This window comes from Bacteroidota bacterium (genome assembly GCA_017303975.1).
GTDB lineage: Bacteria > Bacteroidota > Bacteroidia > JAFLBG01 > JAFLBG01 > JAFLBG01.
Genome location: JAFLBG010000002.1, coordinates 1 through 18490 on the forward strand (window position 1 = coordinate 1; position 18490 = coordinate 18490).

Genomic DNA, 18490 nt, shown 5'->3' on the forward strand with positions numbered 1-18490 from the left:
GGATGTATGATTACAATTTTAAAAGACCACACCAATCTCTTAATAATAAAACTCCGATGGAATTTTTACAACATATTTAAGCTAATTTTCTATTTTTGATTGGCTCATAAAACAGGGGAGCTTACAAATGGAAGTGTCTGTCATTTTTTTCTAAGCATTGCCCTTAACGTTTTGCGGGCTTGTGCAGTAGCGGATTCAAAGCGACTACTTGTCCCGAGTGATAAAGTTAAATAAATGCACCACTGTTCACAAGGCTTGCAGAAAAAAGATGCGGGGCGTCAGCCCCACATTAATCATTGCAAGCCTTACTTGCACAAAACCCGCTATTGCACAAGCCTGCTGTTATGCCTTGTTTTTATCCGGTCTGCCTTATCCAGTCTCTGATGTTCATTCCAATCCGTTCAATGTCGGCTCTTGAAACAATGCCACCATGCATTATTATATTTCTCGATCGTTCTAGTGTCCCAAGTACCGATTTCGACCATTCCATATCCGTCAATAGGTCTTCAAACAATTCCCAATTTGTGACAATAATTGATGAGAGGTCTCCAAAATCACAATACATAATTTGTTCTCCGCCTCTACTACCATGCCATCTAAACTTGAGATCATCTTCTTGCCTAGTTTTAACTTTTTTCTGTATTCTATCGGGTACTTTCTCCCACCACTTTTCTTGATACTTTTCCGCTAGTGCTGCCTTTACTAAATTTCGAACTGAATTCTCAAATGCGTGAAGAGCAATATATACAACAGACATTTTTCTGGCTTCTTGAATATTATCTTTGTCAAGCATTTCGAATGAGAGTGCCTTCATTAAGGCATACTCTTCTTCCTTTCCAAAATTGGATAGTTTTCGTCTACCAACTTTGTCGAGGCTTTCTTCAGTCAGTACACCTCTAAAAATAAAATTATATAAGTCGTCCATTATCCAAGATGATCTCTAAGACTTTTGAAAATTGCATCATAAATTGCTTGATCTCTCGTCTCGGGTAGTACAATATTAATATGGTACTGTAATCCTTGTAATTTTATTTTTTTATGAATGCCAGAACTTTGTTCCTCTGCCTTGTCTTTCAATTCGGAGTTTTGTTGTTCCTGTTCCTCTTCCTTCTCCTTTTCAACTTTCTTTCTCACTTCAGGTTTGCTAGATTCAAAATCTGCTAATTCACATAGGCCCGAAAAACTTTTAGCAATTAATTTTACTAGGTTGTCCTTCTTTGAGCCAGCATATAAAGTTCTTAGTTTATTATATGCTTCATCAGAAGTCATTTTGTTCGCATCTTTTTTTATTGCAAACAAATCTGAAAACATTTCTCGAATGCCTTCAGCTAATACCCTTGGTGCGGCAGCTTTGTCTAAATATTCGTAATATCTTTTTGTAGGAACATTGTTACTGTCTAGAAAGCCAAGCTCTCTAAGTATCCCAACTAGAGCTCTGTCATTCGTACTTTTGAACTCAAGATTCTCCAAAAATTTTACTGAAAATCTTTCAGGAGGTTCTGCGCCTTGAATGGCGTCAAAGTATGCTGCAAATGAGCCATACTTTACTGTGTAACTATCTGGTAAAGCCATTTAATTTATATTTAATTGTTAGTTTTTAATTCTTTTAAAAATAAGGCATAACTCGTTTATACCCCAGACATTACCCTGCAAATCCACCCCAATTGGGGTGGATTTGCAGGGTAATGATATTCTGTTATTTTCTAAATATACCCCAATTTCTATTCCCCAAAAATATTTTTTGCGTTTTTATTTTTCATCTAGTATATTAAACGTATGCAACAACAAAAAAAATTAACACGTATTTTAAGCCTAGATGGTGGCGGCATTCGGGGTATATTGCCCGGGCAAATTTTGGTAAGCTTAGAGAAAAAATTGCAACAAAAAACAAATAATAGCAATGCACGCCTAGCGCATTATTTCGATTTTATTGCAGGCACAAGTACCGGTGGTATTTTAACGTGTGCGTATTTGTGCCCCAACGAGGAGGATGCTACTATGCCCAAGTTTACTGCACAAGAGGCGGTTAATTTATATTTGCTAAAAGGAGGAAATATTTTTCAAACCAATGTATTTCAAAAAATAAAATCGGTCTCCGGTTTGTCGGACGAAAAGTATTCTGCCAAAGACCTGGAAGAAAGCCTGCACACTTACTTTGGCAGCAAGCGCTTGAGTCAGCTGTTAAAACCTTGTATTATTACCTCCTACAATATTTTTAGTCGTACTACGCATTTTTTCACACAACACGATGCTGTGCAAAAGGAAGGATACGATTATTATTTGCACGAAGTGGCGCGTGCTACTGCTGCGGCACCTACGTACTTCGAGCCTGCACTGGTGCATTCCATGTCGGGTGTTTCGTACCCGCTTATTGATGGTGGTATTTTTGCCAACAATCCCGGCATGGTAGCGTATGCCGAAGCTCGCCAATTGTTTGATAGCCCTGCAAAGCCTTCGGGCAAAGTAACTGCGGCCGATATGTTTATGTTGTCTATTGGCACCGGCACAGTTAAAAAACCGTACGATTACAAAAAGGCAAAAAACTGGGGTGCCATAGGCTGGGCAAGCCCAATTATAGATATGATGATGAGTGGTGTGTCCGAGACAGTCGATTTTCAATTAGGTAAATTGTTTGATGCAGATGGTGCTGCCCAAAATTATATTCGACTTACACCCGAGCTGGGAACCGCGCACAGCGAGATGGATAACGCTACCCCCGAAAACCTTCTTGCATTAAAGGAAGCAGGCATTGCTGCTGCCGAAAAATTTGATGACGAGCTGAATGTAGTTGCTGATGTGCTTATAGCCGGAGAAAGCAACAGGTCTCTTGCCTAATTTCCAACATGGTATTTATTTTTTTAAAATCCCAAATTCTTTTGCCACGTGATACGTGGAGTGAAATCCTTTATCGGTTGCAAACATCATCATTCTTCCACCCTCTTCCTCTTTGTTTCCGGGGTGTATAAGCAATCGATGTCCTAAGTTCGTTATTTGGTAAAAGCTAACTAGTTGTTCTCCTTTTGTATTTTGGTATTCTAGTCTGGTTATTTCCGGAATACCGGCAAACGACTTTTCGGTTTTATCCGGAATGGTATCGCAACCCTGTATTCCTGCCCATTGCTTGAGTAGTAGTGTTGCGTTGGAATAATTTACTATGCCATCACCGGTGCCATGGTAAATTATTAGTTTGCTGTAAGCTCCTTTGTATAAAGAGTTTTGAGATGTTACCAGTTTTACTAATTCAGTTTGTGATACTGTTTTTTTACCGCGCATTACTTTAAATCCTTCTACTACATTTTGAGCTACACCATAGGCGGTGCCAGCAAAAACAGCAGCGTTGTTGAATTTGTTTGGATGTGTGGCTGCCATTGCCACACTCATAGCAGCTCCGGCAGATAGACCTGTTATAAATATTCGCGTACTATCAATAGAATATTTTTTTTGAGCATATACAATCATCTCAAAAATAGATTGGCATTCGCCTTGGCCCTTTGTAATATCTTTCTCTTCAAACCAATTGAAACAATGGTTGGAGTTATTGATAAATTTTTGTTGAGGATACAAAACAATGAAGTTGTGCAAGTCACTCAATTTATTCCATCCTGTAAGTTCGGCTACTTCGTTGGCCGTTTGGCTGCACCCATGCAAAACAATAACCAAGGGCCTTTTAAGAGTATCTGAGTTGTTGGGTGTATGAACGAATAATTTTAGATTTCCCGGATTACTACCAAACTCAGGTATTTCAAGGAGTTTAGACTGAGCAATATTTACACTACAGTAAACAAGTAAAAAAAGGAAAACAAGCCCAAGCTGCTTACTCATCTAGAAAAAGATTAGTGATGGGCGCTACTTCTACGCCCCAAACTGCGTTAGGTGATGGTCTAAATGTTTATAAAACATATTGTTCCACTCCGCTTTATTAAGTACACCAAACGAATGAGATTCTTTCCCATCAAAATGTGCTTCACCCAATTGTTGGGTTTTAGTGATGTATTCTACTAATCGTTTTTTTTCGGTTTCAAATTCTTTCGCAGATGTAATAAGAAATTCCGGTGCCGTTGGACTTCCCTTTTTATAAGGCTTTTCGTTTACAACAATATTCTTAACAAATAGCTTTAGAATAAATTTTTTAAATCCTGTAGGCTTAGGATGTTTGTTATCGTAAACCAATTCGTATGTAACATTGCAATGAGCAAGCATTTGACTAACATTCATTTTGCCCCAAGTTGGTTTAGAAGCTGCAGTTAGTTTGTTTATACGAGCTATTAATTCGTTCGAATCGCTTAGATTAAATACGTTCTTCATCGCTTGTTTTTTATTAAATCAACATTCCGGCAATAGTAGCAGAAAGATAAGATGCCAGTGTACCACACAACAAGGCTTTCATACCTAGTTTAGCTAAATCGGTTCTGCGTTCAGGAGCCAGTGCGCCAATACCGCCAATTTGCATACCTACGCTGCTAAAGTTTGCAAAGCCGCAAATAGCAATACTTATAATTAGTAATCCTTTTTCGGTAAGCACAGGTACCGCTTTTGTTGTTAAATTTTGAAATGCAACAAATTCATTCACTGTTAATTTTTGTCCTAGTAAGGTAGCGGCACTACCCACATCTTGCAGCGGTATTCCCATTGACCAAGCAATAGGATAAAATAATTTTCCGAAAATAAAATCAAGTGTCAATTCGGGATAAATATGTCCTAATATCCAATTAATCATCGCGATTAATGCAATAAAACCAATAAGCATAGCCACCACATTCATGGCAATTTTAAATCCATCTGCAGCACCGTGGCTTATCGCATCAATCAAATTACTATAATTACTTTTTACCTCTAGCTTTACATTGCCCATGGTTTGCGACTCTTCTGTTTCGGGGAAAACAATTTTAGAAATAACCAATGCACCCGGAGCAGCCATCAAACTAGCTGCAATTAAATATTCTGCTTTGGCACCCATGTTTGCATACACAATTAAAATACCGCCTGCAATACACGCCAAACTACCGCTCATAGAAGCAAGCAGTTCGCTCTTGGTCATCGTTGGTAAATACGGGCGAATCATAACTTGTGCTTCTACTTGTCCTACAAATGCACTGGCAACATTGCTCAATGCTTCGGCACCGCTTACGCGCATTACAAAGTTCATAGCCTTAGCAATAACAGAAACAATGCGCTGCATAATACCTACATGGTAAAAAATTGCTACCAATATGCACACTAAAATAATTGTGGCGGTAATATTAAATGCAAATACAAATGTATGCGGCATAGAATAGTTTTGTACGGTGCCATCATAACTTGATGTAGCAATACCTCCGTACACAAAGTTGGCGCCTTGTTTGGCAAAGCCTTCTATTTTTTGCATACCGGTTCCTAATAACTGAAAGAAACGAGTTACGGGAGGAACTTTTAAAACCAATACCGCAATAAATAATTGTAAGCCAATGCCACTCAGTACCAATCGGTAATTAATAGCTTTGCGGTTGTTAGAGGCCAAAAAGGCTATTCCGAGTATTAGTAATACTCCAATAATTCCGATAAATCTTTCCATTAGTATGGGCTGTTAAATTGAATTAGGATTTTTTACGCTTGTTTAATTCATCGCGTATTTTCGAAGCTCGTTCGTACATTTCATCATCAATGGCAGATTGAAGCATGTCGGTTAATTCTTCTGTTGTTCTTGTTTGAAAATCAGATTCGCTTACCGCAACGGAAACTTCTTGCTCCTCTCCGCTTACCAATGCCGGATCTGCTTGTGTAGAAGGAGTTCCACCTTCTTCTAAAATTATTCCTGCTGAAGATAGTATAAACTCGTAGGTAAAAATAGGACATTGAAATCGTACCGCAAGTGCAATGGCATCAGATGTTCTTGCATCTACCTCAACTTCCTTTTCTCCGTCAGTACAAATAAGTTTGGCAAAAAATATTCCTTCTACCAAATTATATATAATTACTTCCGACACTTTAATATTAAAGGTATCGGCAAAGCTCTTAAACAAATCGTGTGTAAGTGGGCGACTTGGAGTCATTTTTTCTAACTCAATAGCAATGGCTTGAGCTTCGAAACCTCCAATAATAATAGGCAATCTGCGTTTTCCTTTTGATTCGCCAAGTACCAACGCATACGCTCCGGTTTGAGTTTGGCTATAGGATAAACCAACAATATCTAACTTAATTTTTTTCAAAATAAAATGTGCGTTATTTAATTATGACTTGCTTTAAACTTTTTTACTGCCTCTACTAATTTAGGTACAACATCAAAAGCATCTCCAACTATACCGTAATCAGCTGCTTTAAAGAAAGGAGCTTCTGCATCACTGTTAATCGCAACAATTACTTTTGACGAGCTTACGCCTGCTAAATGCTGTATAGCACCTGAAATACCAATAGCAATGTATAAATTAGGACCAATAGTTATTCCGGTTTGTCCAACGTGTTCGTGGTGTGGTCTCCAGCCGATATCCGAAACGGGCTTAGAACATGCAGTTGCAGCGCCTAATAGGTCTGCCAATTGCTCTACCATTCCCCAGTTTTCAGGACCTTTTAATCCACGACCTGCAGATACAACTAATTCGGCTTCGGTGAGTGCAATTTTTCCTGCTGTTTTTTTGGTTTCTACCGAGCTGTAAGTTCCTGCATTGGTAGCAACTGCAAAGTCTTCAATTGCAGCAGCTGCATCGGCAGCAATTACTTGAAATGCATTCGGTGTTAGGCCAATTACTTTATTCGCAGAGCTTACAACCACATCAGTTAATCCTTTTCCGGAGAAGCATTTTTTACGAACAGTAAAAGGGCTTGTACTGCTTGGAAGTTGAGTAGCACCCGCAACAAATCCGCCTTTTAAACGAACCGCCACTCGTGCAGCAATTGACTTGCCTGTATATGTTTGTGAAATTATAACGATAGATGCGCTCACTTTCTGAGCCGCTTCTGCAATGATTTGGGTATAAGCAGCAGGATTCAATTTTGCCAACGATTCATCACCTGAACGTAAAATTTTAGCTGCACCGTATTTTCCCAATGTTTTTAATTCATCATCAGCAATTTTACCAATTGCTACAGCACATACATCAGTGCCTGTTTGTTTAGCAATTTCGCTTGCATACGATACTGCTTCGTAGGTTGATTTTTTAAATTTACCATCCCAATTTTCTGCAAAAACTAATACCGACATATAGTTGATTTTATTGTGTTAGTGATTGATTTATATTAAATAACTTTTGCTTCTGTGTGTAATAGATTTACCAACTCATCTATGTTATCTGCTTTTATGTATTTACAAGCAGATTTTGCAGGAGGAAGTTCGTATCCGGCAGAAGATGTAAGCATATCTGCTCCAACAGGCTCAACAACTGTAAGCGGCTTGGTGCGAGCAGTCATAATTCCACGCATGTTTGGGATACGTGGCTCTGCCATTCCTTTTTGAGCACTTGCAACAAGAGGCAAAGACATTTTAACAACTTCTTTTCCACCATCAATTTCTCTTTCTAAAGTAGCTTCTGTACCTGCAACATCTAATTTTGTTGCAACAGAAACAGAAGGCATACCAAGTAATTCGGCAATCATACCGGCAACTTGTCCTCCATTGTAATCAATAGATTCGCGACCGGTTAAAATAATATCGTATCCATTTTTTTTAGCTACCTCAGCAATTTGGGTTGCCACAAAATAAGCATCAGTAGGCTCTGCATTTACGCGTATTGCATCATCAGCACCAATAGCTAACGCTTTACGAATATTTGGCTCTGTAGTAGCAGCGCCTACGTTGATAACGGTAACAGTTCCACCCATTGCTTCTTTCAATTCCAAGGCTCTTGTCAAGCCAATCTCATCATATGGATTGATAATAAACTGAACACCTGCTGTGTTAAAATCCTTGTTATTGTTAGCAAACGTAATCTTTGTAGTAGTATCCGGAACGTTGCTTATACAAACTAAAATTTTCATATGTAGTTGTTTAAAAGTTCGTTTAAATTGTATTTGTAGACTAGAATTAATTTAAGCCTGGCAAAGTTAATAAAATACGTTTATTATTTAGTTTAATTCATTAAAATTTGGAATAAAGAGCTACCATAGCAATTAACTGTAAATCAATAATTTAAATTGATTTAAGGGTTGATTTTGATTAGTTAAAATAGAAACAAGACGTTCTATTAATTTCTATTTAGGGGGATTTCGGACATAGAATACAAACCCATTTTTTCTACCCACTTCCTGCAATTGAGGAAAATTGTTCCTTACGTTTTCTTCGTTTGTTATTTTCGTTGAGAAATAGCACGGCTTATCAATCTCTCCATCTACCAGCCAATCCATATAAATACTCATAGGATGATCGGTTGGTTTTTTTTGAGCATAAAATAATTGAGCATAGCTTTTGTATCTCATGCTAATGGCATAGCATTCTTTATCCTTTAAGGATTTAAAGAATTCGATGGCGGCATTTTGTGAATACTGCTCAATTTTGGGCAAAACTATCAAAAACACCAAGTTAAAAGCAATCATGGTGCCAGCAAATAACAACAATATCGCCTTTTGAATTTTATTTTTACGCACATAAAACACGTACGTGATTAGGGTAGCTAGAATTAGCGCCCCAATCAACGATTCAAACCCTCTCCAGTGCACATCTGCTTGCAGATTGGCTTCGGCAAAGGGGTCCTTAATTAGTTTAGATTTAATTATCTCTTGTTTGTATTTATCAACTAAAGGAAGTACTGCAAACGATATTGTCAACAAACTACCAATAAAAACAAGTATTCCGGAAATCCACTTATTCCATTTTTTTTGTTCGTGTATAACCTGATAAATAAAATAGCTTGCTAAATAAGTAAGCGGAAAATAACAAAGAGACGAATAGTGAATAATCTTTGTTTTTACTATAGAAAACAAAATCAACACAACCCAAAACAGTATCATCATCCATATTTTAACATGTTTTTGAGTAGGAGAATTGGTCGCACTATTCTTAAATCCAAAAATTGCAAATATGGAAGCTGGAAAGCATCCAATAAATAAAATAATGAAATGGAAAAAGAATGGCCCGCCATGTCCTGCATCCTGCGTGGTAAGCAAACGAATTTGGTATTCAAAAAAGTCATAAATGATTTGTTTATTGCCGGAAAGAAGTAAGAACAAAAACCATAAACCACCTATAGATAATGCAGTAGCGAAAAACAAAACAAGATGTTGGAATTTGATATTGGTTTTAAAGCGGTTGACTACTAAGTAACACAATAGACAGGTGCAATAGATTAGTAAAGCAACGGGACCTTTGGTCATAATGGCTAATCCAATAAATAATCCGCTTAGTGTAAGTCTATAATTAGAGGGTGTTTGAGAGGTATCCGTAAAAACTAGTAGCTGATAAATACCCAAGAAAATAAACAGATTGAACCATGGGTCTATAATGCCCGATTTGAAATAGAGTTGAGGCAATAACGAACCAGCATAAACCAATACCCAAATTAATCCAAATGTAGTTGAAACTATTTTTCTGCCAATAGAAAAAAGCATTAGAAGAACAGTTACACCACAAACCGCATTGGGGAATCGAGCAGCAAACTCATTTACCCCAAACACTTTCATGCTAGCAGCTTGCAGCCAAATAAAAAGTGGAGGTTTTTCCCAAAAAGGCTTAAAATTTATTTGAACGGTTTTGTAATTATTCGTAACGAGCATCTCACGGGCGCACTCTGCAAAATTGATTTCGTCCCAATCAAATAGATGGGTGCTTCCCAAAAATGGAAATGATAGCAATGCCCCCAGCACAAACAGCAACAAATAAATTAAATAGATATTTTTCTTAAGATAATTTGTTGAAAATAACATTCTCTAATTTGCTTTTTCCAATGCAAAAAGTATGTATTTCTTTTCTTTCCCAAACATTACCGGATCTATGGATGCAATTTCTTTTGTAATTTTCTTATCTATAGATTCTCTTATATCACCCGTTAAATAATATATCCACGCCTTTTTAAATCTTAGCTTCTCGAAAGCAAAATGCTTGATAGGAAGCATAAATCGCTCTACATATAAATTAACCAAATGTAGTGTTGGCAACACATTGGGCGTGATGTCTTGTTGATGAACAATTTTCCAGTTGTTTGATTTTATTTTTTCCAAAAAATCGCTGAGCATGTGTCCCGATTTATTAATGGTATTGGTGCTTGTTCTAAAATAATCTACCACAATCCATCTACCTCCCGGCTGCAGATGCTTATCTACCAACGCAAAAGCTTCATCCAATTTTATATACTGCAGCGACTCGGAATTAATGATAGTGCCGTATGTATTTGTGGTATTAAGCTCTTCGAATTTACATTTGTAGCAGGTTAGCGTAGGATACTTTTTACTTATATGCTCTTTTTGATTTGCATTAGGAGTGAGCGCTTCCGGCTTAAATCCTTGTTGCATCAACATAGCAGATAATCCACCCATTCCACAACCTACATCTAAAATAGGTTTGTCTTTTGCCGTAACTAAATCAATAATATTTTGTGCATATTTAATTTGAGCTTCTTCCACCTTTCTAATGGAAATAGTGTCGGGAGCAATTGTTACATCTTCAAAATAGCCATAATGAAGCATGTCGTTTTTTAAAATCTTAGAGTAAAGAAACAACTCCAAATCATACGAAGATTTGGAGTATTGAGCGTTTTTTTTCTGAAAATTATAGGCTCGCACCCAATTTATAGGATTAAGCAATTTAAATATGGTTTTCTTCATCTAGGTATTGGTTAATTTTAGCTAAATGGAATGCTATTTTGAATGCAATAATACATAATCTAGCTGATTAAACAGGTTCAATAGCAGTATTTTAAGAGAAATTTATTTTAGACAAAATAGCTTGCTAATTGTGCTGTGCGTACTATATTTGTGTCAACCTCCAAAATTTAATAGGAGTTACACTTATAAACATTGTTTAAGATTAACTAATTGATATGAGAACAATTCAATTTAGAGAAGCATTGCGTGAAGCGTTAAGTGAAGAAATGCGTAAAGATGAGCGCGTATTTTTAATGGGCGAAGAAGTGGCAGAATACAATGGTGCTTACAAAGTAAGTCAAGGAATGTTGGCAGAGTTTGGACCCAAACGCGTAATTGACACCCCCATTGCAGAGCTTGGTTTTGCTGGCATAGGGGTGGGAGCAGCCATGAATGGATTGCGTCCGGTAATTGAGTTTATGACATTCAATTTTTCGTTAGTGGCTATTGATCAAGTAATCAACTCGGCCGCAAAAATGATGTCTATGTCTGGTGGGCAGTTTACTGTTCCTATTGTATTTAGAGGTCCTACAGGTTCGGCAGGCATGCTTAGCTCTCAGCATTCACAAGCATTTGACAACTGGTATGCAAATTGTCCGGGATTAAAAGTAATTGTGCCATCCAATCCATACGATGCCAAAGGCCTTTTAAAATCAGCTATTCGCGATAACGATCCAGTAATATTTATGGAAAGCGAGCAAATGTATGGCGATAAAGGAGAGGTGCCGGAAGGCGAGTATTTATTGCCTATTGGCGTTGCCGATATTAAAAAAGAAGGAACGGATGTAACCATTGTTTCGTTTGGAAAAATTATGAAAGTGGCTTTGGCTGCTGCTGCAGAGTTGGAGAAAGAAGGTATCAGCGCAGAAGTAATAGATTTACGCACTATTCGTCCGATTGATTATGCTTGCATAATTAATTCGGTTAAGAAAACGAATAGATTAGTAATAGTAGAGGAAGCGTGGCCATTGGGTTCCATCGCTACCGAAGTTGCATTTAAAGTACAACGCGAAGCTTTTGATTATTTAGATGCTCCTGTATTACGTGTTACAACTGCTGATGTACCATTGCCGTATGCACCAACTCTAATAGAGGCTTCGTTGCCAAATACAGCAAGAGTTGTAAAAGCGGTAAAGGACGTGATGTACGTGGAGAAATAAAATCGATTCCCTTGCTTTAATCTTGAATGAAGTGGCTAGCTTAGAAGAAAATAAGAAAAATAAAAAAACCTCTCAAACATATGAGGCGCGTTTCTTTTTTTTGATGCGTTTGATTCGAATTAGTAAGATGCTTAAGGGAGCTACTATTATTCCCTCTCCAAAAGACAAATGAAGCCAAGATCCATTTAATAATGAAATCGCCTCATTCAAGAATTAAGGTGGTGAATTTGTTTTAGTTGTTGATAACCTTACGCTACTTTCAACTTGTTTAAAATAGCCTTAGAAAGATTTTCCTTAATAAAGTCTAATGTAATTACAATCTCCTTGGTAGCAGGAGTAGATGGCGTTTCAAACATAGTGTCCACCATCAAAGCTTCGCAAATAGAACGTAATCCACGAGCGCCTAATTTAAATTCAACGGCTTTATCTACAATAAAATCAAGTGCTGCAGGTTCGAATGAAAGTTTTACACCATCAATTTCAAACAGCTTTGTATATTGTTTTGTAAGTGCGTTTTTAGGTTCGGTTAAAATTCTACGCAACGTTGGTGCATCTAATGGATTGAGGAAAGACAGTACCGGCAAACGACCTATCAATTCAGGTATTAACCCAAATGATTTTAAATCTTGCGGTGCAATGTATTGTAATAAATTTTGTTTGTTTACAGCTTCTCCTTCTTTGTTAGTAGAGTATCCAATGGTTTGAGCTTGCACTCTACGTGCAATAATTTTATCAACCCCGTCAAACGCGCCACCGCAAATGAATAAAATATTTCTGGTATTTATTTGAATCATTTTTTGTTCCGGATGCTTACGTCCACCTTGCGGAGGAACGTTTACCACAGAACCTTCCAATAGCTTTAATAATCCTTGTTGCACGCCCTCGCCCGATACATCGCGCGTAATAGAAGGATTATCGCCCTTGCGTGCTATTTTATCTACTTCATCAATAAAAACAATTCCTCTTTCTGCTGCTGCCACATCAAATTCGGCAGCTTGCAACAAACGAGTTAAAACACTTTCTACATCCTCGCCCACATAACCAGCCTCGGTAAGAACCGTTGCATCTGCTATACAGAACGGCACGTTCAATATTCTAGCAATAGTACGCGCCAGTAAAGTTTTTCCGGTGCCGGTTTCTCCAACTAAAACAATGTTCGATTTCTCAATCTCTACATCATCAATATCGGTAGTACTTTTCGATGTTTTTTGTAAAATACGTTTGTAATGGTTGTACACCGCTACCGACAATACTTTTTTGGCTTCATCTTGACCAATCACATATTCGTCAAGATGTTTTTTAATTTCGGTTGGCTTTAAAAGTGTAAGTGCCGAAACATAGCTAGTATTGCCCTTTTCAAGCATTTCTTCCTTTACAATTCGCTGTGCTTGTTCAATGCACTTATCGCAGATATGCCCATTGATACCCGCAATAAGTACTACTGTGTCTTGCTTATCTCTATTGCAAAAGGAGCAACGAATAGCGTCTTTTTCAGCCACTAAATTATTTATTAGTTCTAATTAAAATCTCATCAATCATTCCGTATGCTTTCGCTTCTTCGGCTGTCATCCAGTAATCACGGTCGCTATCAGCCCATACCTTATCGTATGTTTGGTTGCTGTGCTTTGCAATAATTTCATACAACTCTTTCTTTAATTTTTGAATTTCGCGAGCTGTAATTTCAATATCGGATGCTTGTCCTTCGGCACCACCAAGCGGTTGGTGAATCATGATACGCGCATGTTTTAAGCTGGTACGCTTTCCTTTTGCACCTGCACACATTAACACAGCGCCCATAGATGCTGCCATTCCGGTACAAATAGTTGCTACATCGGGTGCAATGTATTGCATCGTGTCATATATCCCCAAACCTGCATAAACAGAGCCTCCTGGAGAATTTAAATAAATTTGAATGTCTTTTTTAGCATCAACCGATTCTAAGAAAAGTAATTGAGCTTGAATAATATTAGCAACTTGGTCGTTAATACCTGTGCCCAAGAAAATAATTCTATCCATCATCAAACGAGAGAAAACGTCCATTTGGGCAACGTTTAACTGGCGCTCCTCAATGATATAGGGAGTTAAAGATGATCTGTATTTATCTAGTGTAAGGCTATTGATGCCCATATGCTTTGTAGCATATTTTTGAAATTCGTCTTTTGGAAACATAGTTGTTGTAGTTTATTTTTTATCTAATTTATAGAAATCTTCGTAAGAAACCTCTTTATTTACAATTGTAAATGATTCCTTAAATAGTTTAAGTACTTTATCGTTGTATAGCTTATCAAACACGCGTTTTACCTCCTCTTCGTTTTCCAATACACGTTTAGCAGTATTATCAATCTCTTCATCGCCCATTCCTAAATGTCCCATTTTTGCTAATTGTGCGCGAACAGCCCCTTTTACATAGTCTGTAGCTTCATCGGTAGAAACCTTAATTTGAAAATCTTTTAAAATTTTATTCTCAATCAATTGCCACTTCAAGCTTTTTGAATACATATCGTATTCCTTGCTAACCTGCTCGTACGTTAACGGCTTCTCGTTAACAGTCATTAACCATCTTTTCAAAAATTCATCCGGCAAATTAATATTTAGCTTACTTAGTAAATCTTCTGCTATGTCATTTTTTAGCTTGCGATCGCTGTCTTCGATGAAGGTTAGGGCCAGTTCCTCCCTAATTTTATTGTGAAACTCCTCTACACTAGTTACTGCACCCGGACCATACAATTTATCAAACAACTCTTGATTAGCGTCTGCCGGAAATACACGACCAATATTTTTAATCGTCAGTTGGAAATTTGCATTTATATTTTCTGCTTTTGCTTTATCTATGCCCAACATAGCGGATATGTCGGTTGTATTATTAGATAAATCTCTAACATTCGCAACCACTTTATCGTCTTTTTTAAGACCAATGAATTTAGCTTTGATTGTAGGATTAATAATTCTGTCAGTAGCAATGGATGAGGTTTTGAAAATACCTCCTGCTAAAATTTCGTTGTTTGCATCTAATTCCACAAAATCACAAACCACCAAATCTTGGTCTTCTATTTGCTCGGGGTTTTGGATATTTCCGTAACGCTTGCGAATATCTTCTGTGTATTTGCTTAATAGAGCATCGTCTATCTTAATTGTTTCGTAATTGTAGGTGTGTTTTTTAGAAATATCTACGGCAAATTGAGGAGCCAGTCCTAATTCGTATAAAAATTCAAAATCTTGCACTACATCAAAATCTTTGGGCTGCTCTTCGGCCTTAGGAAGCGGATTTCCAAGTATTTCAAGGTTGTTTTCTGAAATATATTTTTGCAGTGAATTGCTAAGAAGCTTATTTAATTCATCAGCCAAAATTGCTTTGCCATACATTTTTTTGATCATTCCTGTAGGCACTTTACCTGGTCTAAAACCGGGCATTGCAGCTTTTCTCTGATAATTCTTTATAGCTGTTTCATATTGAGGTAAGTAATCGTCCTTTGCTACTTTTACTTTAATAACCGCATTTAATGCATCTACATTTTCTTTTACAATATCCATGTGATAAATAAATTAGGCTGCAAAGATAGCTAAATACCTATATAATAGAAAATTTGGAGCTATTTGTTTTACTAAGTAAAGCGCTCCGAGACAAACACTACAATTGCGGTAACTATAATGTAATGAGGGGATTATGAAAAAAGTATGTTATTCTTTGTACGGCAGCCAAGTTTGCGTTCTATATACAAACAGCACATATCCGCGTACTTTTAAATTGCCACCTTCAAGCCATAATTTGCAATCGTAAACAGTACCATTATTCGGATCCATGATTGTTCCGTCTTCCCATTCATCACCATCTTTTTTCATATCGCGGATTATTTCCATGTTAATTATTTTTTTGTTTTTGCGGTCGTCATCGCATTTGTCGCAAATAGGGTCTTGGTCTTCTTGTGGCGTGCGAAAAAGCTTAATTATTTTGCCATACAACTTTCCATTTTTCTCAAAAATTTCAACCACTGATTTTGGTTTCCCTGTTTTGTCGTCTATTGTTTTCCATTTGCCCACCACCGATTGAGCAGACATACCTAGTGTGACAAGAACTATGATTAGTAAGGTGTGTATAAATTTCATTTTTACTTATTATTTCTGTTTATAAATGCCAAAATTATGAAATTACTAGAATTACGACAAAACATTAAATGATGTAGGAATAACGCCTAAAAAGGCACCTACTACGTAAAACATTTTTTAAAGTTACACTAAAATTGAATAACTATTTTTTTTTACAAACGTACAATTGTGTAAAAACTTCAAAACCATGATGAACCAATCTAACACAACAGATTTAGTGCATTGGCTAAGCAGTCAAATAGACAATGCAAACGAGATAATTAGCGAATCTCACAGAACTAACAACTACGGGAGAGAAGCACTCTACGAAGGCATGAAAAACGCCTATTTGAATTGCCTAAATAAATTAAAAAAGGACAATTTTGACGAAACGAACTTGGCTGCTTAGAAAATTACTACTCACCAACATTATACTTTAACAGGTCCGATTGACTTACTGATACAACTCTAAAAAAAACTACGAGCTTATTTAGGATTCGCTCAGATTTATGATTTGTTAGTCTTTCTTGTAAATAAGTCTTTCTACCCTTTCAATATTTCTCGGGCAATTACCAATTTTTGAATTTCTGATGTACCTTCTCCAATGGTGCAAAGTTTAGAATCTCTGTAATATTTTTCTGCCGGAAAGTCTTTTGTATAGCCATATCCGCCAAAAATTTGAACAGCCTCGTTAGATACCTTAACAGCTATTTCGGAAGCATAATACTTTGCAAAAGCCCCTTCTTTGGTAACTTTCATGTGCCTGTTCTTCAAATCAGCTGCCTTAAAGGTAAGCAGCTCTGCGGCTTCTATTTGAGTAGCCATATCAGCTATTTTAAATGCAATGGCTTGGAAATTGGCAATAGGTTGACCAAACTGTTCTCTCTCTTTAGCATATTTTACAGATGCTTCATACGCACCTCTTGCAATACCGCATGATAACGATGCAATAGAAATTCTACCACCATCTAATACTTTCATGGCTTGTATAAAACCATCCCCTACATTGCCCATTATTTGGCTTTTGTGAACACGGCAATTTTCAAAAATAAGCTCCGCTGTTTCGGAAGCACGCATACCCAATTTATTTTCTTTACGCCCGCTTTTAAAGCCTGGCGTGCCTTTCTCAACAATGAATGCTGTCATTCCGTGCGAATCGCCTTTTGCACCGGTACGTGCAATTACCACAGCCACACTGCCTGTTATAGCATGTGTAATAAAATTTTTAGACCCATTCAACACATAATAATCTCCATCAGGAACGGCTGTAGTAAGCATTCCTCCTGCATCAGAGCCTGTGTTTACTTCTGTTAAGCCCCAAGCACCAATCCATTCGGCACTAGCCAGCTTTGGTAAATATTTTTTCTTTTGCTCTTCGTTTCCAAATTGCAAAATATGGCCTGTACAAAGCGAGTTATGAGCCGCCATGGACAAACCAATGGAACCGCATATTTTAGATAATTCTATGATTGCTGTAACGTACTCAAAATAACCAAAACCAGAGCCTCCATATTCTGTTGGCACTAAAACTCCCATTAATCCTAGGTCGCCAAGTTTTTTAAAAACTTCGATAGGAAATTCTTGGGATTCGTCCCATTCCATTAGTTTAGGCTTAATATGTTCTTCCCCAAACTTACGAATCATATCAGCTATCATTTGCTGATTTTCGCTTAACTCAAAATTTATTCCTACAGATGTTTCGGCAATAGTACTCATGTGGTTATTTTTTTATAAAAATACGAAATCAATAATTAACTAAACTAACAATTTTCGGAGAATAGTTGTTCAATTTTTCGCGACCTTTTAAGAACCCTAATTCTATTAGGAAACAGAACCCAATTATATTTCCCTCTTGTTGATGAATAAGTTTTGCAGCTGCTTCGGCAGTACCGCCAGTGGCAAGTAAATCGTCATGAATTAAGACATTGGCTCCTTTTTTTATTTCGTCCAATTGCATTTCTACTGTTGCGCTGCCATATTCCAAATCGTACGATTGAGCAATTTTTTTATAGGGCAACTTACCCGGCTTGCGAACCATTACAAATGGCACATTGAGCAATGTTGCTAATTTAAATCCAAACAAAAAACCTCTGCTCTCGATTCCCACAACCGCATGTATAGGCTGTTCTAAAAATCTATTTTTAAGTTCGATAGTTATGTCTTCGCAAAGAACTGTATCCTTTAAGATGGGTGTAATGTCTTTAAAAATAATTCCTTCTTTTGGGAAATTAGGAATGTCTCTAATGGTTGATTTTATTCGTTTTTCAAGCATATTTAGTTTACTAGTACTGTTATTTTATCTGATTTTTTTCAGACAAATCGGGTAAAAAAAATAAAATTATCGTGGCAATGAATGGAAGCACTAGCGATATAAAAAACCAGGCTAGTGGATTTCGCCCCATTCGTTTAGCAAAAAAGTATGTCGACAAAGGAACAACCATCGCAATAAAAAGACCCATTAAAACCAATGCTCCGTGTGCCAT

Annotated in this window: 20 protein-coding genes; 3 read left to right on the forward strand and 17 right to left on the reverse strand. The window is 37.1% G+C overall.

Translation table 11 applies throughout. From position 1 onward, the window contains the following. Positions 1 to 355: 355 nt before the first annotated feature. Positions 356 to 925: a hypothetical protein gene (locus J0M08_01010; GenBank protein ID MBN8701619.1), complete on the reverse strand. Its 570-nt coding sequence runs from the start codon at positions 923 to 925 to the stop codon at positions 356 to 358. Further along, positions 925 to 1572, reverse strand: coding sequence for a DUF5343 domain-containing protein (locus J0M08_01015; GenBank protein ID MBN8701620.1), 648 nt, complete (start codon positions 1570 to 1572; stop codon positions 925 to 927). Before J0M08_01015 ends, J0M08_01010 begins: the two co-directional genes overlap by 1 nt. A 204-nt stretch (positions 1573 to 1776) precedes the next feature. Between J0M08_01015 and J0M08_01020 the strand changes: the two genes are divergently transcribed. Beyond that, on the forward strand, positions 1777 to 2835 hold the full coding sequence (locus J0M08_01020; GenBank protein MBN8701621.1) for a patatin-like phospholipase family protein: 1059 nt from the start codon (positions 1777 to 1779) through the stop codon (positions 2833 to 2835). A gap of 15 nt (positions 2836 to 2850) precedes the next feature. Here the strand turns inward: J0M08_01020 and J0M08_01025 are convergent, their stop codons facing one another. From J0M08_01025 to J0M08_01060, 8 genes are all read right to left on the reverse strand, one after another. Then, positions 2851 to 3822, reverse strand: coding sequence for a PHB depolymerase family esterase (locus tag J0M08_01025; GenBank protein MBN8701622.1), 972 nt, complete (start codon positions 3820 to 3822; stop codon positions 2851 to 2853). 30 nt (positions 3823 to 3852) lie between these two features. After that, positions 3853 to 4305: a DUF1569 domain-containing protein gene (locus J0M08_01030; GenBank protein MBN8701623.1), complete on the reverse strand. Its 453-nt coding sequence runs from the start codon at positions 4303 to 4305 to the stop codon at positions 3853 to 3855. Between the two features lie 13 nt (positions 4306 to 4318). After that, positions 4319 to 5551, reverse strand: coding sequence for a NupC/NupG family nucleoside CNT transporter (locus tag J0M08_01035; GenBank protein MBN8701624.1), 1233 nt, complete (start codon positions 5549 to 5551; stop codon positions 4319 to 4321). Between the two features lie 22 nt (positions 5552 to 5573). Further along, entirely contained in the window at positions 5574 to 6185 is a 612-nt protein-coding gene (locus J0M08_01040) for a bifunctional nuclease family protein (protein MBN8701625.1), read from the reverse strand. Between the two features lie 17 nt (positions 6186 to 6202). After that, on the reverse strand, positions 6203 to 7174 hold the full coding sequence (locus J0M08_01045; GenBank protein ID MBN8701626.1) for an electron transfer flavoprotein subunit alpha/FixB family protein: 972 nt from the start codon (positions 7172 to 7174) through the stop codon (positions 6203 to 6205). A 35-nt stretch (positions 7175 to 7209) separates the two neighbouring features. Further along, positions 7210 to 7947, reverse strand: coding sequence for an electron transfer flavoprotein subunit beta/FixA family protein (locus tag J0M08_01050; GenBank protein MBN8701627.1), 738 nt, complete (start codon positions 7945 to 7947; stop codon positions 7210 to 7212). 213 nt (positions 7948 to 8160) lie between these two features. Then, positions 8161 to 9828, reverse strand: coding sequence for a glycosyltransferase family 39 protein (locus J0M08_01055; GenBank protein MBN8701628.1), 1668 nt, complete (start codon positions 9826 to 9828; stop codon positions 8161 to 8163). 3 nt (positions 9829 to 9831) lie between these two features. Next, positions 9832 to 10725, reverse strand: a complete 894-nt coding sequence (locus J0M08_01060) for a class I SAM-dependent methyltransferase (GenBank protein MBN8701629.1) — start codon at positions 10723 to 10725, stop codon at positions 9832 to 9834. Positions 10726 to 10940: 215 nt separating this feature from the next. Between J0M08_01060 and J0M08_01065 the strand changes: the two genes are divergently transcribed. Further along, on the forward strand, positions 10941 to 11924 hold the full coding sequence (locus J0M08_01065) for a pyruvate dehydrogenase complex E1 component subunit beta (protein ID MBN8701630.1): 984 nt from the start codon (positions 10941 to 10943) through the stop codon (positions 11922 to 11924). Positions 11925 to 12172: 248 nt separating this feature from the next. Here J0M08_01065 and clpX read toward each other — a convergent pair whose 3' ends face one another. The 4 genes from clpX to J0M08_01085 form a co-directional block, all read right to left on the reverse strand. Beyond that, the gene (clpX, locus tag J0M08_01070) at positions 12173 to 13423 is read right to left on the reverse strand and encodes an ATP-dependent Clp protease ATP-binding subunit ClpX (GenBank protein ID MBN8701631.1); all 1251 of its coding nucleotides are present in this window, start codon (positions 13421 to 13423) and stop codon (positions 12173 to 12175) included. Positions 13424 to 13427: 4 nt separating this feature from the next. Further along, positions 13428 to 14093: an ATP-dependent Clp endopeptidase proteolytic subunit ClpP gene (gene clpP, locus J0M08_01075; GenBank protein MBN8701632.1), complete on the reverse strand. Its 666-nt coding sequence runs from the start codon at positions 14091 to 14093 to the stop codon at positions 13428 to 13430. 12 nt (positions 14094 to 14105) lie between these two features. Next, on the reverse strand, positions 14106 to 15455 hold the full coding sequence (gene tig, locus J0M08_01080) for a trigger factor (protein ID MBN8701633.1): 1350 nt from the start codon (positions 15453 to 15455) through the stop codon (positions 14106 to 14108). Positions 15456 to 15602: 147 nt separating this feature from the next. Continuing rightward, complete coding sequence (locus J0M08_01085; protein MBN8701634.1) at positions 15603 to 16028, reverse strand: DUF2147 domain-containing protein; 426 nt, start codon at positions 16026 to 16028, stop codon at positions 15603 to 15605. A 187-nt stretch (positions 16029 to 16215) separates the two neighbouring features. Between J0M08_01085 and J0M08_01090 the strand changes: the two genes are divergently transcribed. After that, positions 16216 to 16416, forward strand: coding sequence for a hypothetical protein (locus tag J0M08_01090; protein ID MBN8701635.1), 201 nt, complete (start codon positions 16216 to 16218; stop codon positions 16414 to 16416). Between the two features lie 134 nt (positions 16417 to 16550). Here J0M08_01090 and J0M08_01095 read toward each other — a convergent pair whose 3' ends face one another. The 3 genes from J0M08_01095 to J0M08_01105 are packed head-to-tail and all read right to left on the reverse strand — an operon-like array spanning position 16551 to position 18490. Continuing rightward, the gene (locus J0M08_01095) at positions 16551 to 17693 is read right to left on the reverse strand and encodes an acyl-CoA dehydrogenase family protein (GenBank protein MBN8701636.1); all 1143 of its coding nucleotides are present in this window, start codon (positions 17691 to 17693) and stop codon (positions 16551 to 16553) included. Positions 17694 to 17751: 58 nt separating this feature from the next. Continuing rightward, positions 17752 to 18279: an adenine phosphoribosyltransferase gene (locus J0M08_01100; protein MBN8701637.1), complete on the reverse strand. Its 528-nt coding sequence runs from the start codon at positions 18277 to 18279 to the stop codon at positions 17752 to 17754. Positions 18280 to 18298: 19 nt separating this feature from the next. Further along, the gene (locus J0M08_01105; protein ID MBN8701638.1) at positions 18299 to 18490 is read right to left on the reverse strand and encodes a hypothetical protein; all 192 of its coding nucleotides are present in this window, start codon (positions 18488 to 18490) and stop codon (positions 18299 to 18301) included.